The organism is Pseudomonas sp. KU43P (assembly GCF_033095865.1).
GTDB lineage: Bacteria > Pseudomonadota > Gammaproteobacteria > Pseudomonadales > Pseudomonadaceae > Aquipseudomonas.
Window position 1 is genome coordinate 3,115,323 of record NZ_AP019365.1, and the last position, 23,944, is coordinate 3,139,266.

Annotated in this window: 18 protein-coding genes; 12 read left to right on the forward strand and 6 right to left on the reverse strand. The window is 62.9% G+C overall.

Annotated elements, in window-relative coordinates; translation table 11 throughout:
- Positions 1-43 precede the first annotated feature (43 nt).
- The 5 genes from mexE to KU43P_RS14170 all read left to right on the forward strand — a co-directional run bounded on the left by mexE (position 44) and on the right by KU43P_RS14170 (position 8,905).
- Complete coding sequence (mexE, locus tag KU43P_RS14150) at positions 44-1,285, forward strand: multidrug efflux RND transporter periplasmic adaptor subunit MexE (RefSeq protein ID WP_317658001.1); 1,242 nt, start codon at positions 44-46, stop codon at positions 1,283-1,285.
- A gap of 12 nt (positions 1,286-1,297) precedes the next feature.
- Positions 1,298-4,477 (forward strand): efflux RND transporter permease subunit, encoded by a 3,180-nt coding sequence (locus tag KU43P_RS14155; protein ID WP_317658002.1) that lies wholly within the window; start codon positions 1,298-1,300, stop codon positions 4,475-4,477.
- Positions 4,474-5,889, forward strand: a complete 1,416-nt coding sequence (locus tag KU43P_RS14160; protein WP_317658003.1) for an efflux transporter outer membrane subunit — start codon at positions 4,474-4,476, stop codon at positions 5,887-5,889. The genes KU43P_RS14155 and KU43P_RS14160 overlap by 4 nt, the downstream gene beginning before the upstream one ends.
- A gap of 253 nt (positions 5,890-6,142) precedes the next feature.
- Positions 6,143-7,198 (forward strand): tetratricopeptide repeat protein, encoded by a 1,056-nt coding sequence (locus tag KU43P_RS14165; protein ID WP_317658004.1) that lies wholly within the window; start codon positions 6,143-6,145, stop codon positions 7,196-7,198.
- A 102-nt stretch (positions 7,199-7,300) separates the two neighbouring features.
- Positions 7,301-8,905, forward strand: a complete 1,605-nt coding sequence (locus KU43P_RS14170) for a response regulator (protein WP_317658005.1) — start codon at positions 7,301-7,303, stop codon at positions 8,903-8,905.
- Between the two features lie 6 nt (positions 8,906-8,911).
- Here the strand turns inward: KU43P_RS14170 and KU43P_RS14175 are convergent, their stop codons facing one another.
- A complete protein-coding gene (locus KU43P_RS14175) occupies positions 8,912-10,900 on the reverse strand; it encodes a response regulator (RefSeq protein ID WP_317658006.1) in 1,989 nt (662 codons plus the stop codon).
- Positions 10,901-11,229: 329 nt separating this feature from the next.
- Between KU43P_RS14175 and KU43P_RS14180 the strand changes: the two genes are divergently transcribed.
- Positions 11,230-11,937, forward strand: coding sequence for a type 1 glutamine amidotransferase domain-containing protein (locus KU43P_RS14180; RefSeq protein WP_317658007.1), 708 nt, complete (start codon positions 11,230-11,232; stop codon positions 11,935-11,937).
- 142 nt (positions 11,938-12,079) lie between these two features.
- Positions 12,080-12,853 (forward strand): CSS-motif domain-containing protein, encoded by a 774-nt coding sequence (locus KU43P_RS14185; protein WP_317658008.1) that lies wholly within the window; start codon positions 12,080-12,082, stop codon positions 12,851-12,853.
- A gap of 16 nt (positions 12,854-12,869) precedes the next feature.
- Here KU43P_RS14185 and hppD read toward each other — a convergent pair whose 3' ends face one another.
- Complete coding sequence (gene hppD / locus KU43P_RS14190; RefSeq protein ID WP_317658009.1) at positions 12,870-13,946, reverse strand: 4-hydroxyphenylpyruvate dioxygenase; 1,077 nt, start codon at positions 13,944-13,946, stop codon at positions 12,870-12,872.
- Between the two features lie 302 nt (positions 13,947-14,248).
- Here hppD and KU43P_RS14195 point away from each other — a divergent pair, with 302 nt between their 5' ends.
- Both KU43P_RS14195 and rarD read left to right on the forward strand, forming a co-directional pair.
- Entirely contained in the window at positions 14,249-15,820 is a 1,572-nt protein-coding gene (locus tag KU43P_RS14195) for an EAL domain-containing protein (protein WP_317658010.1), read from the forward strand.
- A gap of 48 nt (positions 15,821-15,868) precedes the next feature.
- Positions 15,869-16,756, forward strand: a complete 888-nt coding sequence (gene rarD / locus KU43P_RS14200; RefSeq protein ID WP_317658011.1) for an EamA family transporter RarD — start codon at positions 15,869-15,871, stop codon at positions 16,754-16,756.
- Here the strand turns inward: rarD and KU43P_RS14205 are convergent.
- On the reverse strand, positions 16,719-18,290 hold the full coding sequence (locus KU43P_RS14205; protein ID WP_317658012.1) for a TerC family protein: 1,572 nt from the start codon (positions 18,288-18,290) through the stop codon (positions 16,719-16,721). The two genes, rarD and KU43P_RS14205, sit on opposite strands and share 38 nt — an antisense overlap.
- A gap of 259 nt (positions 18,291-18,549) precedes the next feature.
- Between KU43P_RS14205 and KU43P_RS14210 the strand changes: the two genes are divergently transcribed.
- A complete protein-coding gene (locus KU43P_RS14210; protein WP_317658013.1) occupies positions 18,550-19,131 on the forward strand; it encodes a LysE family translocator in 582 nt (193 codons plus the stop codon).
- Here the strand turns inward: KU43P_RS14210 and KU43P_RS14215 are convergent.
- Entirely contained in the window at positions 19,076-19,972 is an 897-nt protein-coding gene (locus tag KU43P_RS14215; RefSeq protein WP_317658014.1) for an AraC family transcriptional regulator, read from the reverse strand. The two genes, KU43P_RS14210 and KU43P_RS14215, sit on opposite strands and share 56 nt — an antisense overlap.
- A gap of 9 nt (positions 19,973-19,981) precedes the next feature.
- A complete protein-coding gene (locus KU43P_RS14220; protein ID WP_317658015.1) occupies positions 19,982-20,524 on the reverse strand; it encodes a helix-turn-helix domain-containing protein in 543 nt (180 codons plus the stop codon).
- A gap of 156 nt (positions 20,525-20,680) precedes the next feature.
- On the opposite strand from KU43P_RS14220, the gene KU43P_RS14225 reads away from it, so the two are divergent.
- Both KU43P_RS14225 and KU43P_RS14230 read left to right on the forward strand, forming a co-directional pair.
- Positions 20,681-21,463, forward strand: coding sequence for an aldolase (locus KU43P_RS14225; RefSeq protein WP_317658016.1), 783 nt, complete (start codon positions 20,681-20,683; stop codon positions 21,461-21,463).
- Positions 21,464-21,496: 33 nt separating this feature from the next.
- Positions 21,497-22,393, forward strand: a complete 897-nt coding sequence (locus KU43P_RS14230; RefSeq protein WP_317658017.1) for a dihydrodipicolinate synthase family protein — start codon at positions 21,497-21,499, stop codon at positions 22,391-22,393.
- Between the two features lie 116 nt (positions 22,394-22,509).
- Here KU43P_RS14230 and KU43P_RS14235 read toward each other — a convergent pair whose 3' ends face one another.
- On the reverse strand, positions 22,510-23,928 hold the full coding sequence (locus KU43P_RS14235) for a short-chain fatty acid transporter (protein ID WP_317658018.1): 1,419 nt from the start codon (positions 23,926-23,928) through the stop codon (positions 22,510-22,512).
- Positions 23,929-23,944 lie beyond the last annotated feature (16 nt).

Genomic DNA, 23,944 nt, shown 5'->3' on the forward strand with positions numbered 1-23,944 from the left:
CACTCACACTCCGCCCACTACTAATATCTTGGCGGAGTTCTCCATGGACCACTCACTCAAACCCTTGCGCTTTCCCCTCGCTGCCCTGGCAGTGGTGGCGCTCAGCGCCTGCGGCCGAACCCCAGACGCTGTGCAGGCTCCCGCCGCGCCAAAGGTCAGCGTGGCCAAGGTGATCGAACAGCCAATCAATGAATGGGACGAGTTCACCGGCCGCCTGGAAGCCCCGGAAACTGTCGAGGTGCGCCCCCGGGTCTCCGGCCAGATCGACCTGGTAGCTTTCACCGAAGGGGCTCAGGTCAAGAAAGGCGACCTGCTGTTCCAGATCGACCCGCGCCCGTTCCAGGCTGAAGTCCGCCGCCTCGAAGCGCAGTTGCAACAGGCCAAGGCCACCGCCATTCGCAGCGCCAACGAAGCCCGCCGCGGCGAGCGCCTGCGTGACAGCAATGCGATCTCCGCCGAGCTGGCCGAATCGCGCAGCAGCGCGGCCGCCGAAGCCCGCGCAGGGGTCGACGCGATCCAGGCCCAGCTCGACCTGGCTCGCCTGAACCTCAGCTTCACCCGCGTCACCGCCCCCATCAGCGGCCGCGTCAGCCGCGCCCAGTTCACCGCCGGCAACATCGTCACCGCAGACGTCACGCCGCTGACCAGCGTGGTCTCCACCGACAAGGTGTACGCCTACTTCGACGCCGACGAGCGCGTGTACCTCAAGTACACCCAGCTTGCCCGCGACGGCCAGCGGGGCCAGAGCACCCCGGTGTACCTGGGCCTGACCAGCGAAACCGGCAATCCGCACCTGGGCCAGATGAACTTCGTCGACAACCAGGTCAACCCGCGAACCGGCACCATCCGTGGCCGCGCCGTGTTCGACAACCGCGACGGCCAGTTCACCCCGGGCTTGTATGCGCGCCTGAAACTGGTCGGCAGCGCCCAGTACGACGCCGTGCTGATCAACGATGAAGCCGTCGGCACCGACCTTGGCAAGAAGTTCGTGCTGGTGATGGACAAGGACAACAAGGCGACCTACCGCGCCGTGGAACTTGGGCCGAAACTCGAAGGCCTGCGCATCGTGCGCAGCGGCCTGGACAAGGACGACCGCATCGTGGTCAAGGGCCTGCAACGGGTTCGCCCCGGCTCGCCGGTCACCCCGGAAGAAACACCCATGGCCAGCGAGCAGACCCTCGCCGCCCTCGCCCAGCAGCGCCAGGCCCTCGAGGCCAGCAACAGTGCGCAGAAGGTCGCGGGTTCCACTGAGAAAGTCGCCAGCGCCCAAGCGCCACGCGGTTAAGGGATCACACCGATGAACTTTTCGAAATTTTTCATTACCCGGCCGATCTTCGCCGCGGTGTTGTCCCTGGTGCTGCTGATCGCGGGTTCCATCTCGTTGTTCCAGCTGCCGATCAGCGAGTACCCGGAAGTGGTGCCACCCACAGTGGTAGTGCGCGCCAACTTCCCCGGCGCCAACCCCAAGGTCATCGGCGAAACCGTCGCCGCACCACTGGAGCAGGCCATCACCGGTGTCGAGAACATGCTGTACATGTCCTCGCAGTCCACCGCCGATGGCAAGCTGACCCTGACCATCACCTTCGCCCTGGGCACCGACCTGGACAACGCACAGGTACAGGTACAGAACCGCGTTACCCGTACTCAGCCCAAGCTGCCGGAGGAGGTGACGCGTATCGGTATCACCGTCGACAAGGCTTCGCCCGACCTGACCATGGTCGTGCACCTGACCTCGCCGGACAACCGCTACGACATGCTCTACCTGTCCAACTACGCCATCCTCAACATCAAGGATGAGCTGGCCCGCCTGGGCGGCGTCGGTGACGTGCAACTGTTCGGCATGGGTGACTACTCGCTGCGGGTCTGGCTCGACCCGAACAAGACCGCTTCGCGCAACCTGACCGCCAGTGACGTGGTCGCGGCCATTCGCGAGCAGAACCGCCAGGTTGCCGCCGGCCAGCTGGGCGCCCCGCCCGCCCCTGGCTCGACCAGCTTCCAGCTGTCGATCAACACCCAGGGCCGCCTGGTCAACGAAGAAGAGTTCGAGAACATCATCATTCGTGCCGGTGCCGATGGCGAAATCACCCGCCTGAAGGACATCGCGCGGGTCGAACTCGGCTCCAGCCAGTACGCCTTGCGCTCGCTGCTGAACAACCAGCCGGCCGTGGCCATCCCGATCTTCCAGCGCCCAGGCTCCAACGCCATCGAGATCTCCGACGAAGTGCGGGCGAAGATGGCCGAGCTGAAGAAAGATTTCCCTGAAGGCATGGACTACAGCATCGTCTACGACCCGACCATCTTCGTGCGTGGCTCCATCGAAGCGGTGGTGCACACCCTGTTCGAAGCGCTGGTGCTGGTGGTGCTGGTGGTGATTCTGTTCCTGCAGACCTGGCGCGCCTCGATCATCCCGCTGCTGGCGGTGCCTGTGTCGCTGATCGGTACCTTCGCGGTGATGCACCTGTTCGGCTTCTCGCTCAACGCCTTGTCGCTGTTCGGGCTGGTCCTGGCCATCGGTATCGTGGTGGACGACGCCATCGTGGTGGTGGAGAACGTCGAGCGCAACATCGGGCTGGGCCTCAAACCGCTAGAGGCAACACAGAAGGCCATGGGCGAAGTGACCGGGCCGATCATCGCCACGGCGCTGGTACTGTGCGCTGTGTTCGTACCTGCCGCGTTCATCTCCGGCCTTACCGGGCAGTTCTACAAGCAGTTCGCCCTGACCATCGCCATTTCGACCGTGATCTCGGCGTTCAACTCGCTGACCTTGTCGCCGGCCCTGGCCGCGGTATTGCTCAAGGATCACCATGCACCGAAGGACCGTTTCTCGCGGTTCCTCGACAAACTGCTGGGCAGCTGGCTGTTCGCGCCGTTCAACCGCTTCTTCGACCGTGCCAGCCACCGTTATGTGGGTGGCGTGCGCCGAGTGATCCGCTCCAGTGGCATCGCCCTGTTCGTCTATGCCGGCCTCATGGGTCTGACCTACCTGGGCTTCTCGTCCACCCCGACCGGGTTCGTGCCGGCCCAGGACAAGCAGTACCTGGTGGCCTTCGCGCAGCTGCCTGACGCCGCCAGCCTCGACCGTACCGAGGCGGTGATCAAACGCATGAGCGAGATTGCCCTGAAACAGCCTGGCGTCGCCGATTCGGTGGCCTTCCCGGGCCTGTCGATCAACGGTTTCACCAACAGCCCGAACAGCGGCATCGTGTTCACCCCGCTCAAGCCGTTCGACGAGCGCAAGGACCCAAGCCAGTCGGCCGCCGCCATCGCCGCCGCGCTCAATGCCCAGTTCGCCGACATCCAGGACGCCTACATCGCGATCTTCCCACCGCCGCCGGTACAGGGCCTTGGCACCATTGGCGGGTTCCGCCTGCAGATAGAGGACCGCGGCAACCTGGGCTACGAAGCGCTGTACAAGGAAACCCAGAACATCATCGCCAAGAGCCACAACGTGCCGGAACTGGCGGGCCTGTTCACCAGCTACCAGGTCAACGTGCCGCAGGTCGATGCCGCCATCGACCGGGAAAAGGCCAAGACCCATGGCGTGGCGATCACCGACATCTTCGACACCCTGCAGGTCTACCTGGGCTCGCTGTACACCAACGACTTCAACCGCTTCGGCCGCACCTACCAGGTCAATGTCCAGGCCGAACAGCAGTTCCGCCTCGATGCCGAGCAGATTGGCCAGCTGAAGGTGCGTAACAACCAAGGCGAAATGATCCCGCTGGCGACCTTCCTCAAGGTCAGCGACACCTCCGGGCCTGACCGTGTGATGCACTACAACGGCTTCATCACCGCGGAAATCAACGGCGCGGCGGCGCCAGGCTACAGCTCCGGCCAGGCCGAAGCCGCCATCGAGAAGCTGCTGAAAGAGGAACTGCCCAACGGCATGACCTTCGAATGGACCGACCTGACCTACCAGCAGATCCTCTCCGGCAACACTGCCCTGCTGGTGTTCCCGCTCTGCGTGCTGTTGGCGTTCTTGGTGCTGGCGGCCCAGTACGAGAGCTGGAGCCTGCCGCTGGCGGTGATCCTGATCGTGCCGATGACCTTGCTGTCGGCCATTACCGGGGTGATCGTCTCGGGTGGCGACAACAACATCTTCACCCAGATCGGCCTGATCGTGCTGGTGGGCCTGGCGTGCAAGAACGCGATCTTGATCGTCGAGTTCGCCAAGGACGAACAAGCCAAGGGCCTGGACCCGCTGGCTGCGGTGCTGGAAGCCTGCCGCCTGCGTCTGCGGCCGATCCTGATGACCTCGATCGCCTTCATCATGGGTGTGGTTCCGCTGGTGTTCTCGTCCGGCGCGGGCTCTGAAATGCGCCACGCCATGGGTGTCGCGGTGTTCTCCGGGATGATCGGCGTGACCGTGTTCGGGCTGTTCCTGACCCCGGTGTTCTTCTTCCTGATCCGCCGTTTCGTCGAGCGTCGCCAGGCCCGCAAGGCCGAACGCGCCCACTCGCTGGAGAGCCATGCATGAACCTGCTCAAACCCCTGACCCCGAGCCTGCTGGCCCTGGCCCTGGCGGCCTGCGCGGTAGGCCCGGACTACAAGACGCCGGACACCGAGCCTGCGCACGTGGACACCGAGCTGCAAGCCAAGGCATACAACCGCAGCCGCTTCGAGAGCCTGTGGTGGAAGCAGTTCGATGACCCGGTGCTGAACCAGCTGGTGCAGGCATCGCTGGACGGCAACCGCGACCTGCGCGTGGCCTTTGCCCGGCTCAAGTCGGCCCGGGCGATCCGCGATGACGCCGCCAACGATCAGCTGCCGGTGGTGACCAGCCGCGCCAGCAGCGAAATTGGCAAGGGCCAGATCCCCGGCCAGACCGAGCAGCGGGTCAACAGCGAGCGCTACGACCTGGGCCTGGATATGGCCTGGGAGCTCGACCTGTTCGGCCGCATTCAGCGCCAGATCGAGGCCAGCGACGCGCAGGCAGCGGCCGCCCAGGCCGACCTGCAACAACTGCAGGTCAGCCTGATCGCCGAACTGGTCGACGCCTACGGCCAACTACGAGGTGCGCAACTGCGCGAGAAGATCGCCGTGGCCAACCTCAAGACCCAGGAAGAGTCGCGCACCATCACCGTGACCCTGCGTGACGCCGGGGTCGGTAACGAACTCGACGTGGTGCGTGCCGATGCACGCCTGGCCGGGGTCGAGGCCACCGTGCCGCAACTGCAGGCCGAACAGGCACGCGCCCGCCACCGCATCGCTACCCTGCTCGGCCAGCGCCCGGACGCCCTCAGCGTGGACCTGTCGCCCAAGGCCCTGCCGGCGATCGCCAAGGCCCTGCCGATAGGCGACCCCGGCGAACTGCTGCGCCGTCGCCCAGACATTCGCAGCGCCGAGCGCCAGCTGGCAGCGGCCACCGCCAACGTTGGTGTGGCCACCGCCGACCTGTTCCCGCGGGTGAGCCTCAGCGGCTTCCTTGGCTTTACCGCCGCACGGGGCTCGCAGATCGGCTCGTCTGCGGCCAATGCCTGGGCCCTGGGCCCGAGCATCACCTGGGCCGCGTTCGACCTGGGCAGCGTGCGGGCGCGCCTGCGCGGTGCCAAGGCCGACGCCGAAGGGGCACTGGCCAACTATGAACAGCAAGTGCTGCTGGCCCTGGAAGAATCGGCCAACGCCTTCAGCGACTACGACAAGACCCAGCAACGCCTGTTGTCGCTGATGCGCCAGAGTGATGCCAGCCGCAAGGCGGCGGAACTGGCTTCAGTGCGCTACCGCGAAGGCACGGTGGATTACCTGGTGCTGCTCGATGCCGAGCGCGAACGGTTGAGCGCCGAAGACGCCCAGGCCGTGGGTGAAGTCGAGCTGTATCGCGGCATCGTTTCGATCTACAAGGCGCTCGGTGGCGGCTGGCAACCCGAGACAGTGGCCAGCGTGCGCTGAGCCCCGCCCTTAGCAACGGCTCCTTTGGTTGGTCTCTCCCAACCTTTTGCCCCGCAGGCCTTGGCCCGCGGGGCTTTTTTATGCTGGCTGCACGGGCCTCATCGCCAGCAAGCCGGCGCCCACAGGGAGGCCATGCCCGGTCTTTGTGGGGGCCGGCTTGCCGGCGATAGGGCCCGTGCAGGCAAGCCGACAGTGCTTGCAGCCCAAGGTAAACTGCCCCAAGCTCTCCCTTCCTACCGCCATGGACCGCACGATGCCCAGACGCCACCGCTACCTGATCGCCTTGCTGCTGCTGATCCTGGTATCGGTCACCATCGGCTACCTGCGCCGGGACACTCCACCCGCACCACCTACGCTACCGCCCCATAGCTATGTCAAGGCCTTGCGCATGGCCCACGAAGGCCAGCCGGGCGCTGCGCGGGTGCTGTATCAGCAACTGCAACGTGACGACCTGGCACCGATTCGCCGCGCCGCGCTGTTCGCCGAGCTGCCCAACTACCCTTCGCCACAAGCCCTGAAACTGGCCCAGGCGGGTTTGGAAAACGATGAACCGCTGGTACGCCGCGCCGCCATTTCCAGCATCCACCGCCTGGTCCCTGCAGCGCAGCGCAGCCTGGTGCTGGGGCCGCTGCTGGACGATGACGAGCAAAGCGTGCGTTTTGCCGCCGTTGATGCCCTGCTCGGCCTTGACCCCGACGCCATCGGCCTGTATTTCGGGCCGCTGCAGGCAGCGCTGGAGCAATACCAGCAGGCACTGGAGCAACAGCCCGACGATGCCGAGGCACAAGTGCACCTGGCACGTCTGTATCTGCATGAAAATGACTACACCCAAGCCGCCTTGGCCCTGCAACGTGCCCTTGCGTTGGCACCGGACAGCACCGATGCGCTGGCGGCCCAGGTGAGCCTGCTGGAACGCCAGGGTCACCATGACCAGTCCCGGCAGATACTGGCCAAAGCGCTGGCCCTGCGCCCGGATTCGGCGTTTCTGCAGAACCAACTCGGCCACTGGCTGATCCGCCACGAACAGCGCGAATACGCCTTGCTGGCCTTGTCGCGCGCGGTCGAGCTGGAGCCGGATAACGCCGACTATCGCTACACCCTGGCGGTGACCTTGCACGATCTGGAGCAGGCCGATGCCGCGCAAAAGCAGCTGGAAACCCTGCTCAGCCGGCAACCGGCCAATCGTGCAGCACGGGTATTGCTCATCCAATACTGGAAGGAAACCGGCCAACTGCAGAACGTTCAGGTCTTGCTGGCCGAACTGGAACGGTTGAACCCCGACGACCCCTTCCTGCAACAGGGCCTGTAGTTTGCGTTGAACCCTTGGCAACTGGCTGTGGTCCAGTGGGTATCGGACACTTGGCGGCATGAACCCTCGTTCCGCCTTGCCTTCAGTCAAAGGAGATACGCATTGGCCAGTTCTGTGTCACTGGACGAACGTGCCGTGATCCTGGCGCCCACGCAGCTTGCGACGGATACGTCGCGGCTGCTGGCGGCTGCCGGTGTGCAGAGCCTGTGCGCGTGTGACATGGCCAACCTGCAAGCGTGCCTGGCAGAGGGCGCCGGGTTGGCGATCATCGCGGAGAACACGCTGACCGACGGCCCCAAAGGCGTCCTGCAGCAGTTCATCGCGCAGCAGCCCAAGTGGTCTGACCTGCCGATCGTGATGCTTACGGCCACCACCACCTGCGCCACCACGCCCGCCGATCATCCACTGGGCAATCTGACGCTGCTGGTGATGCCGTTCGAGGAAACACAACTGCTTCAACTGACGCAGACCGCCCTGCGTACCCGCCGACGCCAGTACCTGGCACGCGACCAGCTGGTTGACCTGCAGCAGCGCCTGGACGCCCGCAGCGAAGTGCAGCAGGCGGAGGCCCTAGCCCTGCACCAGACCCGCAAGATGGAAGCGATCGGCCAATTGGCAGGCGGCGTGGCACACGATTTCAACAACCTGCTGACCAGTATCGGCGGCAGTTTCGAATTGATCGACCGTCGCTTGAAACGGGGGCACAGCGAAGGCCTGGAGGGAGTGTTGCGCATGGGGCAGGAGGCCGTGTCGCGGGCGGCTCGGCTTACCCATCGTCTGTTGGCGTTTTCATCCCGCCAGTCGCTGAACAACCAGCACATCGAGCTCGCGGAACTGCTTCAGGAAAAGCGCATAAAGACAGTGCTGGCGCGTGGCGTGACCCTGCAACTGCAATTGGCGCCCGACCTCTGGCCTGTGCAGGCAGACCACATCCAACTACAGGAGGCGGTCGACAACTTGCTGCAGAACGCTTGCGAAGCCATGCCCAGCGGGGGTTTGCTGCGTATCGAGGCCAGCAACTCGCATATCGGCGCGCAGCAGCTGCCTGGCAGCGACCTGAATGCAGGCGATTACGCCTGCGTCAGCATCATCGATGAAGGCCAGGGCATGTCGGACAGCACCCTGGAGCGAGCCTTCGAGCCGTTCTTCAGCACCAAGCCGATTGGCCAGGGCATCGGCCTGGGCCTGTCGATGGTTTACGGCTTCAGCAAGCAGTCCCACGGCCACGTGGTGCTGCGCAGCCAGATCGGTCAGGGCACCCGGGTAGACTTGTACATGCCGCGCCATCACGGCCGCGCTGTATCGAAAAAAGCCCCAGCAGCGCCCACAACCCATGGCAACGGGCGCAATGTGCTGTTGGTCGAGGATGACCCCCATGTGCGCCAACTGCTGTGCCAGACCTTGCAGGAGGACGGCTTCCCCTGCCATAGCGCCAGCAATGCCAGTGAAGCTCTGCAGGTGCTGCGCTCCAGCGAAGCCATCGACCTGCTGGTCAGCGACGTGGGCTTGCCAGGCATGAACGGCCGGCAATTGGCGGAAATCGCCCGCACCTTGCGCCCACAGCTTCCCGTACTGTTCATCACCGGCTACGCCGAAACGGCAACGGCCCGCGAGGGCTTTCTTGCTCCTGGCATGCAGTTGATCAGCAAACCGTTCGAACTCAAGCAGTTGCAGCAACAGGTCGAGCGGATGCTCGAAGGCTGTTGACGCCGCTCACTCGTTGAGCATCAGCAGTGCCTGGTCAGCAAGCGATTCCAGAGGGAAAGGCTTGAGCATCAGCTCGGTGCCTGGTGCTTCGAACAGTTGGGGCTCCAAGATCGTATGGGTGTAGCCGGTGATGAACAAGATCTTCTGCTCCGGCTTGATCATGCGCATCGCCCGTGCCACCTGACGCCCACTGAACCCGCCCGGCAAGCCGATATCGGTAATGACCAGGTCGAACGGGCCATTATGGCGGAAACAGTCGAGCGCTGAATTGGCATCGGTCACATCACATACCTCGAAGCCGCGTTCGCGCAGGTACTCGCGCATCAGCATGCGCAGGTTTAGCTCGTCATCGACCAGCAACAGGCGCAGCCCTTCGCCCCGCATTACCGTCGGCACACGAGCCGGGGGCACTTCGGGGATGGTTTCGGTAGAACGAGGAAACAGCATGGACACCATTGCCCCATCATCCGGCGCCGACTCCAGCCACATGTAGCCACCGGATTGGCCGACGAAGCCATGCACCATCGACAGACCCAGCCCGGCACCATGCCCCACGGGCTTGGTGGTGAAGAACGGATCGCACGCCCTGGCCAGCTCTTCGCTGGTCATGCCATGGCCATCGTCAGAAACATGCACGGCCACATAGTCACCGGGTGGCAGGCCGCTCTGGTCCGGGAATGCACTGGCCAGGCGCATGTTCGTCGTACGCACTGTCACGTTGCCGCGCCCAAGGCAGGCATCACGCGCGTTGGCGCACAGGCTGACGAAGGTACTTTCCAATTGCGCGACATCCAGGCACACGGCCCAGGGGTGAACGTCCTTATGCCAATGCAGGCGCATCTCCGCCCCCAGCACCTGGAGCAACAAGGGCTCCATGGCCGACAGCTGGCGGTTGATATCCAACGGTTTCGGGGAAAGCGGCTGGTGCCGGGAGAATGCCAGCAGGCGGTGAGTGAGGGTCATGGCCCGCTGCACCGAATCGCGGGCTAGTTCGACGTAATTGTCGATGCGATCCAGGCGGCCCTGGATCAGGCGCCGCTGTAGCATTTCCAGGCTTCCACCGATGCCCGACAGCAAGTTGTTCATCTCATGGGCCATGCCCCCGGCCAGGTGGCTCACCAGTTCCATCTGCTGACTGTCGCGCAGCATGGCCTGGGCCTGTCGCATCGCCTCCTCGCGGTCGTCGGTGATATCGCGCCCCACCGCGGTCAGCATGGTGCCATCGAACTTGGCCGTCCAGCGGAAAGTGCGGTAATGCCCGTCACTGTGGCGCAGGCGGGTTTCCAGCTGATCGGCACCCTGGTCACGCACGAAGTCGATCACTGCCACTTCCACTTCGGCCCGGTCTGCCGGATGCACGAGCTGCAGGATCGGGATGTCATGCACCTCGGCCATGGTCCAGTTGAGAATGCGCAACCACGCCGGGTTTGCCGCCTTCAGCTTGAGGTCGCGGGTAACGGTGATCATGGCATCACGTGACAGCTGCCACATGGATTCGCGATCGACCAGGTAACGCTTGATCTGCTCCTCGAAGGCCTGTGCCTGGTCGCGCCACTTTTCCAGCGCCTCGACGCTGGCGGTGGTCTCGATGACCGTGTGCAGGAACCCCGCAACCTCCCGCTGCTCATCACAAATCGGGGTGTAACTGAAGGCATACCAAGCTTTGCTATCGCTATTGGCGCGGGCGATCCACAGCGGTTGGTCCTCGACGAAGCTGGCATGGCCTTGCAGGGCCTTGTACACCCATGGCCCCACCTCCTCCCAGTTGCTCGCCCATAACGCATCAAAGCCTTTACCCAGGGCATGGTTCATACCCTCCAACAGCCGTTGGTACTCACTGTTGTGAATCACCGTCAGCTCGGGGCCCCAGACCACCGCGCTGGGAAAGGGCGACATCAGCATCGCATCGACCGCAAGGCGTAAGGGCGCCTGCCAGAGGGGCAATGGCCCAAGGGCGGTTTGCCACCAATCATGGGCAGCGATCAGCTCGCCCATGCCGTTGATCGATTGCGCCGCGGGGAGCAATTGAATGCCTGATGACGAAGAGGTGCGCTGACTGCCTTTAGCATCCAATGTCGTGATTCCGCCGTAGCACTGGATAAACGAGTGATTTGCGCATCTTCTTCTCCCGCCTGGCAGGGCTGCAATACCCAATGTGCGAACAGACCCGCAAAAAAATGAGGAAACAAGTATCGGTAATGAGTCCCAAATCACACTAGCACATCGCCGCTATCGCGTGCGCACTGGCAACCGACAGCTATGCTCATTAGGTTTTCCCGCGTCATGGCGTGTCTTCCCGTATTACTACAGACCGGAGCGTGGTGATGAGCAAGAAAATTCTCGTGGTGCTGACCAACACCGCAAAGTACCCGAACCTGAAGCGGGCGACTGGCCTGTGGCTGGGTGAAGCCGTGCATTTCGTCAAGGTGATGGAGGAAGCGGGGTACGGCGTTGACTATGTCAGCCCCGAAGGCGGCTACGTGCCCATTGACCCGCACAGCCTGCAAATGGCGCCGGAACTGGATTGGCAAAGGTATAACGACAAGTTGTTCATGAACCGCCTGGGCGCCTCACTGCCACCGGGCAAGGTAAAGGCCGACGACTACTGCGCCATCTATTACACAGGCGGGCATGGGGTCATGTATGACTTTCCCGATAGTCAACCGCTGCAGGAGCTGGCGCGCAGGATCTATGAAAACAACGGCATCGTCGCTGCGGTGTGCCACGGCGTGGTGGGCCTATTGAACATCAAGCTCAGCGATAACAGCCTGCTGCTCAAGGATCGCAAGGTCACCGGCTTCTCCAATACCGAGGAGAAACTGGCCGAACTGGACACTGTCGTTCCGTTCCTGACCGAAAACGAGCTGGGCGCCCGCGGCGGAGTTTACAGCAAGCATGACGACCCCTGGGCACCGTTCGTGGTCGCCGACGAGCGCGTGATCACGGGACAGAATCCAAATTCCACGGAGCTCCTGGCGGAGCATGTGCTGGAGCAGTTGAAGAGAAGATGCGTCCTACACGTCGACGGCTAGCTTCATCGGGTCAATACGGCCGCAGCTTACAGTAGGCGTACTGCGGTTTTCCTAGGCTCTTCGTTCTCAACTGTCCATCACGGACAGCGTCGAAGCGGAGGGCCGCAGGCCTATGTCGAGATCCACTACGATCGGTCGCTCCATGCTGGAGTTTTTGTTGACTCTGGCGATCAGCTTGATACCTGTTGGCTCGGGCCTGGCGGTGATGGTTTATCAGCAGGACCGAAAACTCACCGAAAACGCGCGAATATCCTTGCAAGAAGCTATCTATTCGGTCGATCTGTCGCTGGACAGGCTGCACGCCATCACCACCAATGCCTTGATGCTGACCAGCAAACCGTGCGCAGAAATCAAAGTCAGCCTGATCGAACAGGTCGCACAGACACAGTACCTGCGGTCGCTCGCATTGAGCCACAAGCATCAGGTGTACTGCACTTCGTTGCCAGGCTACGTGGAAAACAGGGCTCTGTATGGAGATACACATACGCCCCTGCAATTGGTATTCGACTCTCCATCCACTCTGGACAGTGCAATCCTCACCTATCAACTAGAACAGGACGGGTTCAGCGCAGTTGCAACCGCGTATGCCGAGCAATTACGCAATGAACTTCGGGCATTCCAGGATGGCCTTACCTTGTTGATAGAAATAGGCGACACGTACATCTGGGCCGACGGGGATGCTCGGAGCCTATCCCGGCCTTCCCAATCCGAATATTTCCACCAGGCGGTGTCGCAGAAATATGGCTACGTCATCAAGGCCGGCTATGCAAACGGCTATTCCGCCAATGAGGCACGCCAATCGATGATCATGGTGCTCCCCTCTTTGGTACTAATCGGCATAATTACCGGCGCCGTCATCTACTGGGCGTTGTTCCGCCGCGGCGCTCGAGGGGGTACCGCCGCCAACCTGCGTTGACGGCGCCACACTGCGCTTACTCTACGTTGAGTACACCTCGGCGAACCTGGTCACGCTCGATGGACTCGAACAGCGCCTTGAAGTTGCCCTCACCAAACCCATCGTCACCCTTGCGCTGGATGAACTCGAAGAACACCGGCCCCAGCAGGGTTTCCGAGAAGATCTGCAGAAGCAGACGCTTGTCACCCGCTTCGGAAGCCCCGTCGAGCAGAATACCCCGGGCCTGCAGCTGGTCGACCGGTTCACCGTGCCCGGGCAAGCGCTCTTCCAGCATCTCGTAATAGGTTTGCGGCGGCGGGGTCATGAAGCGCATGCCGCAGGCCTTGAGCGCATCCCAGGTCTTGAGCAGATCGTCGGTCAGGAAGGCGACGTGCTGGATGCCTTCACCGTTGAACTGCATCAGGAACTCTTCGATCTGCCCGGCATCCTTGGATGACTCTTCGTTCAGCGGAATGCGGATCATGCCGTCCGGTGCGGTCATGGCCTTGGACGTCAGGCCGGTATACTCGCCTTTGATATCGAAGTAGCGAATTTCACGGAAGTTGAACAGCTTTTCGTAGAACCCCGCCCAGTAGGTCATGCGCCCGCGGTAGACGTTGTGGGTCAGGTGGTCGATGATCTTCAGGCCGGCGCCTACGGGGTTGCGGTCGACGCCCTCTATGAAGTTGAAGTCGATGTCATAGATCGAGCTGCCTTCCTCGAAGCGGTCGATCAGGTACAGCGGCGCGCCACCGATACCCTTGATCGCCGGCAAGCGCAACTCCATCGGGCCGGTTTCGATCTCTACCGGCTGAGCCCCCAGTTCAAGCGCGCGGGCGTAGGCTTCATGGGCGTTGCGTACACGGAACGCCATGCCGCACACCGATGGGCCATGCTCGGCAGCAAAGTACGAGGCGATGCTCTTGGGTTCGTTGTTGAGAATCAGGTTGATGCCACCCTGACGATACAGGTGCACATCCTTGGAACGGTGAGTAGCCACCTTGGTGAAACCGAGAATCTGGAAGACCGGCTCCAGGACCCCAGGGGTCGGCGAAGCCAGTTCGATGAACTCGAAGCCCATCAGGCCCATTGGATTTTCAAAGATATCTGCCATGTTCGTATCCTCATCTGCTGCGAAAGGTTAATGAATGCGCGGGATGTGGAATGGCAACGGCGGTGAACACGGAATGCCGCGCACGCTGCGGGCGAGGAAGTCACCAATGGTCAGCTTGAACCCAGGATTAGTCATAGGGACCCATTCTCGGTGGGGTCGATCCTTCGGCGAGGAAGGATGTTATTGTTGTAATCGTAAACAGATTCTACATTGCGTAAATTCCTTTGTCGCGCATTTGTTCGCCCCCCCTGCCGACAAACGGCTATCATTGGCACGTTAATGTTCATAAAGATTAGGCCAGCATGCCCCTTACCGTAAAACGCCCTGCCCGCTGGAGTTGGCGTACCCTACTCCCCTGGGCGGTTGGCGCGTTGCCACTGGGGTTCGGCCTGATCGTGATGAACTGGCAAGTGGAGCGCGAGCTGCAGGCCAGCAGCCAGGCCACCACACGCCAGGTGGTCGAACAGGTCGAGCACATCCTCGACACCCTTGCCAGCACGGCCAACGCCCTGCTGCCGATGGCCGGCAGCCCTTGCGAGCAGGCGCAACTCACCCTGCGCAGCCAGGTCACGCGTAATGCCTATGTGCGGTCGACCAACCTGTTCCAACACAACACCCTCTATTGCACGTCGCTGTTCGGCGACTTCGATGAGCCCGTCAACGCCCGCGACTATACCGACGGCAGGTTGTGGCTGATGGATGGCAATTCGGTCACGCCGGGCCACGCCTTGCTGGTCTACCGCGCCAGCGAAGGCGAACGCGGCGCCATCACTACCGTTGACGGTGAACACCTGGTGACCGCGCTGCGCATGATCGGGCCCGACCAGCAATTGCAACTGCGTGTGGGCGATGACTGGATGGGCAAGGATGGTCTGGTGCACCAGGGTGAGCTCCCAAGGGCCCCCGTCGCCGAAGTGACGCTGAGCTCCACGCGCTACCCGTTCAGCGTGAACGGCGGCTACATCGCCGGTACCCCAGGGCAACTGCTGCGCAGCCACTACCTGGCTCCGCTCAGCCTGCTGCTGTTGTTGGGGGCAGTGGCAGGCGCCGCGTGCCGCTGGCAGATTCGCCGCGCCAATTCGCCACGTGCCGAGCTGCGCCGCGCCCTGGAGGCCGACGAATTCCTGCCATATTTCCAGCCGGTGGTGCGCAAGGACGATTACCGCTGGGCCGGTGCGGAGGTGCTGATGCGCTGGAATCATCCCCGCGAAGGCCTGGTACGCCCCGACCTGTTCATTCCCTATGCCGAACACAGCGGGCAGATCGTCGAAATGACCCGCGCTCTGATGCTGCACACCGCGCAAAGCCTCGCGCCCTATGCTGCGTTGCTGGAAGATGGCTTCCACATTGGCGTCAACATCACCGCCGACCATTGCCGCGATCTGCAGCTGCTCGACGATTGCCGCACCTTCTTGCAACATTTCCCGCCAGGGCGGGTGGTGCTGACACTGGAGCTGACCGAACGCAAACTGATCGAAGCCACGCCCATCACCCTCGACCTGTTCGAGAAACTGCATGGAATGGGCGTGATGATCGCCCTGGACGACTTCGGCACCGGCCAGTCGAGCCTCAACTACCTGCGCCAGTTCCAGGTCGATTACCTGAAAATCGACCAGAGCTTCGTCGCCATGATCGGAAGCGATGCGCTGTCGCAACACATCCTCGACAGCATCATCGAGCTGTCCGGCAAGCTGGGCCTGGGCCTGGTGGCGGAAGGGGTGGAAAACGAGGTCCAACGTGACTACCTGGCCCATCATGGCGTCGATTTCCAGCAAGGTTATCTGTTCGGCCGGCCAATGCCGGCCGCCGAGTTCCTTCAGGCCCTGGCCGTCCAGCCGGGGGCCGCGCGGTTGCCCCAGGACGCCCCCCCCTGAGATTATGCGCGGCTGATCCACCCGCTCATTCCCCTATCCGAGGCATTCGTGTCAAAAGGCATTTTCTGTTCGGTCATGGCGTCCTGCCTGTTCGCCGTGATGTACTTCTATACCTCCCTGCTCACGCCACTTGATGGCGAAGAAATCTTTGGCTGGCGCACCCTGCTGACCTTGCCATGCCTGACACTGTTCATGCTGGTGAGCAAGGACTGGAAACGGGTCGGCGAACTGCTCGCGCGCGTGCGCCGCACGCCCATCCTGCTGCTGGGCATGGTCGGCACTTCGTGGTTGATGGGTGTGCAGCTCTGGCTGTTTCTCTGGGCGCCGCTGCATGGGCGCAGCCTGGAGGTCTCGATGGGCTACTTCCTGCTGCCTTTGGCGATGGTCCTGACCGGCCGGCTGGCCTATGGCGAGCGGCTTTCACGCCTGCAGAAGGTGGCCGTGAGCTGCGCCGCGCTGGGCGTGGGCCATGAGCTGTACCAGAACGGCAGCTTCGCCTGGGAGACGCTGCTGGTGACGATCGGCTACCCGATCTACTTCGTCCTGCGCCGGCGCTGCCGCACAGACCACCTGGGCGGCCTGTGGTGCGACATGTGCCTGTTGCTGCCCTGGGCTCTGTACTTCGTCAGCCAGGGGCCGCTGAGCAGTGCCGACCTGCTGGCGCACCCAGGTCTGTACGGCTTGATCCCGCTGCTCGGGGCAATCAGTGCCTCGGCGCTGATCGCCTACGTGCTGGCGAGCCGTCTGCTGCCATTCAGCCTGTTCGGCCTGCTCAGCTACGTCGAACCGGTGCTGCTGGTCGGGGTGGCGTTGCTGCTGGGCGAAACCATCGGCCCAGATCAGTGGCTGACTTACCTGCCGATCTGGGCCGCGGTACTGGTGCTGGTGCTCGAAGGGTTCAAGCACCTGATGCGTCAGCGTCGGCGTTCGGTGTAAGGCGCACCTGGCGCACCCGGCGCTCCTCCACCGCCACCACGGTCATGCTCCAGCCGTTCCAGGCCAGGTGGTCACCGACCACCGGCAGCCGGTCGAGCAGGCTCATCACCAGGCCCGCCAGGGTCTGGTAGTCCTCCGTCGCACGGGCGACGAAACCGGTGCGGGCCTGGACCTGGCTGAGGTTCAGCGCGCCGCTGACGACAAAGCTGTCACCTTCCTCGACGATCGCCGGCCCTTCCACTTCGCTGGCGTCCGGCAGCTCACCGGCGATCGACTCCAGGATATCGGTCATGGTCAGCAGGCCGGTGAAATCACCGAATTCGTTGACCACGAAGGCAATGTGAGTCGACTGGCTACGCATCTGTTCCAAGGCGTTGAGGATGCTGAAGCTTTCCAGCAGGTTCAACGGCGCATGGGCCATGCGTTCCAGGTCAGGCTCACTGCCTGACAGGTACTCCTTGAGCAGCTCTTTCTTGTGCACGAAACCCAGCGGCTCGTCGATCCGACCGTCGCGAATCAGCGGCAAGCGCGAGTAAGGCGAGTGGGCCAGTGCTGCGGTGATTGCCGCAGCCGGCTGCGCCAGGTCGAGCACATCGACTTCGGCGCGGGCGGTCATTACGGTACGAATCGGCCGCTCGGCGAGGTTCAGCACGCCGCTGATCATCACCCGCTCACGACGGTCGAACAGCACCTGCTCTTCGCCACCTTCGACCAGGTCGGCAATTTCCTCACCCACCTCATCGGCCTCGACCCGGCGCCCACCCAGCAGGCGCAGCACGGCATGGGCGGTGCGCTCACGCAGCGGCCGGTGCTGCTGCAGGCTGCGCTTGCGACGGGCACGGGCCAGCTGGTTGAACAGCTCGATGAGAATCGAGAAGCCGATCGCCGCGTACAGATAACCTTTCGGGATATGGAAGCCCAGGCCTTCGGCGGTGAGGCTGAAGCCGATCATCATCAGGAAGCCCAGGCACAGCATGATCACCGTCGGGTGGGCGTTGACGAAACGGGTCAGTGGCTTGCTGGCGACGATCATGATGCCGATCGAGAAAATCACCGCAATCATCATCACCGACAGATGTTCGACCATGCCCACCGCGGTGATCACCGCATCCAGCGAGAACACGGCGTCCAGCACCACGATCTGCGCCACGATCGGCCAGAACGCGGCGTGACGCAACGTACCGCTGGCCTGGGTGACATGGCCCTCGAGGCGTTCGTGTAGCTCCATGGTGGCCTTGAACAACAGGAACACACCCCCAAACAGCATGATCAGGTCACGGCCGGAGAAGCTCTTGCCGAACACTTCGAACAGCGGTGCGGTGAGGGTGACCATCCACGAAATACTGGCCAGCAGGCCCAGGCGCATGATCAGCGCAAGGCTCAGGCCGATCACCCGGGCACGGTCGCGCTGATGGGGTGGCAGCTTGTCGGCCAGGATGGCGATGAACACCAGGTTGTCGATACCCAGCACCAGCTCGAGGACGATAAGCGTCAGCAGGCCTAGCCAGGCCGTGGGGTCGGCTAGCCATTCCATTAGCGGGTACTCACGAAGAATGCGTCACGAGGACGGGGGAAGGATGGCCGGGACGGCCGGGGACTGGGGGGCTCCGCGAAGGTGCTCATGGGGACCTTGATAACAATTAGGGAAGACGATGCTACAAGCACAGCAGCTTTTTCTGATAGCGCGAAACTATTACAAAACCTGTAAAGGAACCGGTGGGGATTTTTCTTCAATACACCGGCCTGCCGGGGCGACAGGATGGCGGCATCATTCAACGGGTGGAGATACTTCGATGAGTCTGTCCCTTTCCATGGCTGCTTTCGCATTGGCAGCATCGATTTCCCCCGGCCCGGTCAACATCGTCGCCCTCGGCAGCGGTGCCCGTCACGGATTGCGTGCGAGCCTGGCGCATGTGGCGGGAGCGACGCTGGGGTTCTGCCTGCTGCTGGTGCTGGTGGGCCTGGGGCTGCACGAATTGTTGCTGCATTGGCCGTTGCTGGGTGTCGCGCTACGTTGGGGTGGTGTGGCGTTTCTGCTGTACATGGCCTGGAAGCTGGCCAGCGATGACGGCCAGATAGGCGGCGAGCACAGCCTGCAGGCGCCGTCGGCCTGGCAAGGCGCCGCGATGCAGTGGCTGAACCCCAAGGCCTGGCTGGCGGCGGTGGCGGGCGTTGGCGCGTATACCGGTGGAGAGCAGCCGCTGCTGTGGCTGTTTACCTGGATCTATGGGCCTATCTGTTTTGTTTCGGTGGCCTGTTGGGCGTGGGCTGGAAGTGTCATTCGGCAGTACTTGAGCCAGGCACGTTACCTGCGGCTGCTCAATCGCGGCTTGGCGGTGTTGTTGGTAGGCAGTGCGGTGTATCTGGTCTTCTGATGCTGGCTTTGCAGGCCCTATCGCCGGCAAGCCGGCTCCCACGGAGGGTCGGCTTGCCGGAGACAGGGCCTGCTCGATAATGCCCAGGCGTCGCCGCCAGATGCTGTTTGAACGCCCGCTGCAAGTGCGCCTGGTCGGCAAACCCCGCCTCAACCGCCACTTCGGCGATCGCCCTGCCCCTGCGCAATTGCGCCCGCGCATGCTGCACCCGCTGATCCAGCAGGTAACCATGGGGAGTAAGACCAAAACGCTGGCCGAACGCGCGAATCAGGTAGGACCGCGAAAGGCCACTGGCTGCACAGATATCCTCCAGGCTAAGCGAGTCGACGCGGTGAGCACGAATGAACGCTGCCGCGGCTTCCAGGCGCGGGTGTTCATTGCGCGCCTCACAGGCGATGGCCTGCAAATGCCCCGGTAGCTCGTTGAAAAAGCCCGCCAGGCAAGCTTCACGATCGTCATTCTCGTCATCGAACAGGTCGGCGAATAGCTGCAGCAGCCGTTGGTACAACGCAGGCGAAGTACTCCAAGTCTGAGTGGGCAGCACGAAACCCAGCGCCTGCAACCACGGCATATCGACGAACAGCATCAGGTACGACCAACCTTCCCCCTCGATGGGATTGCAGGTGTGCACCACACCCGGGTTCATCAGCACGGTGGTCCCGGCGCTCACTTCGTGCCGACTGTTGCCGCTCAGGTACGTACTACGCCCACCGGTGATCACACCGATGGAAAAACTCTCATGGGAATGGGCCGCATAGCACACCTTGCGCCCATCCCCCACACGCCGGGCCTCGACGAAGGGTAACGCCGGATCTCGCCAGAACCGCGACACTTCGATCATCGCTCCCCCTCACTCGCCGCTGTCGTGCACCACCACCAGCAACTGCGCCGGGCGCGGGCCCACCGAACGCAGGCGGTGCGGGGTCTGGGCATTGAAATGCAGTGCATCGCCCTGCTCCAGCACTACACGCTCGTTCATGAAGTCGACTTCCACCTGGCCTTCATGCACGAACAGGAACTCCTCGCCCTGGTGCTCCTTGAACGTCGGGTCGCTGAACTCGGTCGGCGGCTGGATCAGGAACGGCAACAGGCTGCGCTGCCCGACCTGGCTGGTCAGCGCCGCATAGCCCGGCCCCTGCCCGTCGCCCACCAGCGCCTGACGCTCGCCCTGGCGCACCAGGCTGTAGCGGCCCTGCCCAGCCTGCTCCTCGGCGAACAGCTCCTCGACATTGACGTTCAACGCCCGCGCCAGCTTCAGCGCAGCCGCAATCGAAGGCGTATTCAAACCCCGTTCGACCTTGGAAAGGTAGCTTTTGGTCATGCCCGCCTTCTCGGCCAGCACCTCAAGCGTGATCCCCAGTTTTTTTCTGAGTAATTTCAATCGGATAGACATGTGAAACGGGCTTCCCAAACGAACGCACTTGCTTATGACACTTTGTGTCATATAGGATATTTTGTGTCATGTGTTTGGCCGCCTCTCCACCGACCAAAGTATCGAGGCGGGCAAGCACCGACATCGACCATCACGCCACAGAGGACCTAACCCCCCATGGCCAAGACCCTGTCACACAGCAAAGACCAGCTGGTGCAAAAAGCCCTGACGCAGATGCAAGGCTCGCTTGCCGATAATACGTGGACTGTACGGGAAAAGCTGGCCCTGACCTGCCGAATTCTGTTCGACCATGGCCATGACTCCGGCCTTGCCGGGCAGATCAGCGCCCGCGGCCCGCAGCCAGGCACCTTCTACACCCAGCAACTGGGCCTGGGCTTCGACGAGATCACCGCCAGCAACCTGCTGTTGGTCAACGAGGACCTGGAGGTGCTTGACGGCCAAGGCATGCCCAACCCGGCCAACCGCTTCCACAGCTGGGTGTACCGTGCGCGCCCGGACGTGAACTGCATCATCCACACCCACCCGACCCATGTCGCGGCGCTGTCCATGCTCGAAGTACCGCTGGTGGTTTCGCACATGGATCTGTGCCCGCTCTATGACGATTGCGCCTTCCTGGAAGCCTGGCCTGGCGTGCCGGTGGGCAACGAAGAAGGTGAAATCATCAGTGCCGCCCTCGGCGACAAGCGCGCCATCCTGCTCTCGCACCACGGCCAACTCTCCACCGGCACCAGCATCGAACAGGCGTGCGTCTACGCCCAGTTGATCGAGCGCGCCGCGCGCCTGCAATTGCTGGCCATGGCCGCCGGGACGGTAAAGCCCATCGCGCCGGAACTGGGCCGTGAAGCACACGATTGGATCGACCGGCCCAAGCGCCATGTTGCCGCGTTCAACTACTTTGCCCGGCAGAGCCTGCGTGCCCACGCCGACTGCCTGAACTGACCCCTGAATGCCTTGCTTGCGGAGCCCATAATCATGACCACAGAATTCAACGGCATCATCGGCTACACCATCACCCCGTTCAGCGCCGACGGCGAACACCTCGACCTGCCAGCCCTGGGCCAGTCCATCGAGCGTCTTCTCGACGGCGGCGTCCAGGCCATCGCACCTTTGGGCAGCACCGGCGAAGGCGCCTACCTGAGCGACAGCGAATGGCAGCAGGTGGCCGAATACAGCCTGGCCCAGGTTGCCAGGCGCGTCCCCACCATCGTCAGTGTGTCCGACCTGACCACCGCAGGCGCCGTGCGCCGCGCCCGTTTTGCCCAGGCCCATGGCGCCGATGCGGTGATGGTGCTGCCAGCGGCGTACTGGAAGCTCAGCGAAGCGGAAATCGTTCAGCACTACCGCGCCATCGGCAGTGCCATCGACATCCCGATCATGCTCTACAACAACCCGGCTACCAGCGGCACCGACATGCCAGTGGAGCTGATTCTGCGGATCGTGCGTGAGGTGGCCAACGTGACCATGGTCAAGGAGAGCACCGGAGACATCCAGCGCATGCACAAGCTGCAGCTGCTCGGCGAGGGCCAGGTGCCGTTCTACAACGGTTGCAATCCCTTGGCGCTGGAAGCGTTCGTGGCGGGGGCGAAGGGCTGGTGCACGGCAGCGCCGAACCTGATTCCGGCGTTGAACCAGGCGCTTCATCAGGCTGTGCTGGCGGGGGATCTGGAACAGGCCAAGGCGCTGTTCTACCGGCAGTTGCCACTGCTCGACTTCATTCTCAAGGGCGGCCTGCCGGCGACGATCAAGGCTGGGCTGGCACTGACCGGGCTGCCGGTGGGTGAACCACGGCGGCCGGTCTTCGGCCTCGATGAGCAAGGCCGGGCTGACTTGGCAGCACTGCTGAAAACCCTGAACAGCCAAGCACTGTAAATCCCCCTCCCCCGTGGGAGCCGGCTTGTCGGCGATGAGGCCAGGGCAGGCAGAACCCCGTACGGGCCCTGTCGCCGGCAAGCCGACTCCCACAGGTTCGCGGCCCACTCATCAGGTCAAGGCATCACCGGCGGCACATATTGCAAGGTGGTACCCAATGCCCACAGCAACACCAGCACCAACGGAATATGCACCAGCAATTGCACGAACGAGAACCCAATCAGGTCACGCGCCTTGAGCCCCAACACCCCCAGCAACGGCAGCATGTAGAACGGGTTGATCAGGTTCGGCAGTGCCTCGGCGGCGTTGTAGATCTGCACCGCCCAGCCCAGGTGGTACTGCAGGTCGTTGGCCACCATCATCACGTAGGGTGCTTCGATGATCCACTTGCCCCCGCCCGAAGGAATGAAGAAGCCCAGCACCGCCGAATACACGCCCATGAGCAACGCATAAGTATCGTGGGTGGCGATCTGGGTGAAGAACAGCGAAATGTGGTGCGCCAGTGTCTGCTCGTCCACACCCTTTACCTGGGTGAGGATGGCCGCGATCGAGCCGTACAGCGGGAACTGGATCAACACCCCGGTAGTGGTCGGCACGGCGCGGGCCACGGCATCGAGGAAACTGCGCGGGCGCCAGTGCAGCAAGGCGCCGAGCATGATGAATAACAGGTTGTAGGTGTTGAGCCCGGAAATCGCGGTGATCGCAGGCTTGGTAGCGAATTCCTGGTAGAGCCAGCCGCCCGCCAGGGCTACCAGCAGCAGGATCAGGATCGGGCTGTATTCCAACCATTCACCCGGCCGGGTTCGCTGCGGTGCAGGGGGCGCTGTGAAGCTGGGGTCGACGCCACAGTCTTCTGCGCTGCGCGCACTGTTCGGGCCGGGCGCGGTGGCATAGGCGATCACCAGCGAGACCACGACCAACGCTGCCAGCATCACCCCGGACTGCCACAGGAAAATGGTTTCGGTGAACGGGATCACCCCGGTGATCGACAGGATCGAAGGTGGCAGGCTGGCCGGGTTGGCCTGCAATTGCGCCGCCGAAGACGACAGGCCCAGTGCCCAGACGGCGCCAAGGCCCAGGTACGCAGCGGCACCTGCCGCGCGGTAATCCATCTTCAGCTCGGTGCGGCGCGCCAGCGCACGCACCAGCAGGCCGCCGAATACCAGCGACAGGCCCCAGTTGAGCAGCGAGGCGAGCATCGAGATCAGCGCCACCCAGCACACGGCGGAACGGCCGTTCTTCGGCAGCCGCGCCAGGCGGTCGATCAGGCGTGCGGCAGGCGGCGAACTGGCCACCACATAGCCGCCAATCACCACGAAAGCCATCTGCATGGTGAACGGAATCAAGCTCCAGAAGCCATCGCCGAAGGCCTTGGCAGTATCGGTAGGTTTGGCGCCCATGGCCAGGGCGCCGATGCACACCAGCATCACTGCCAGGGCAGCGAAGACCCAGGAGTCAGGGAACCAGCGTTCGGCCCAGTTGGAACAGCGCAGGGCAAAGCGGGCGGAGCGGCTGTCTTGAATTTCAGCGGCCACGGTTACTTCCTTTTAT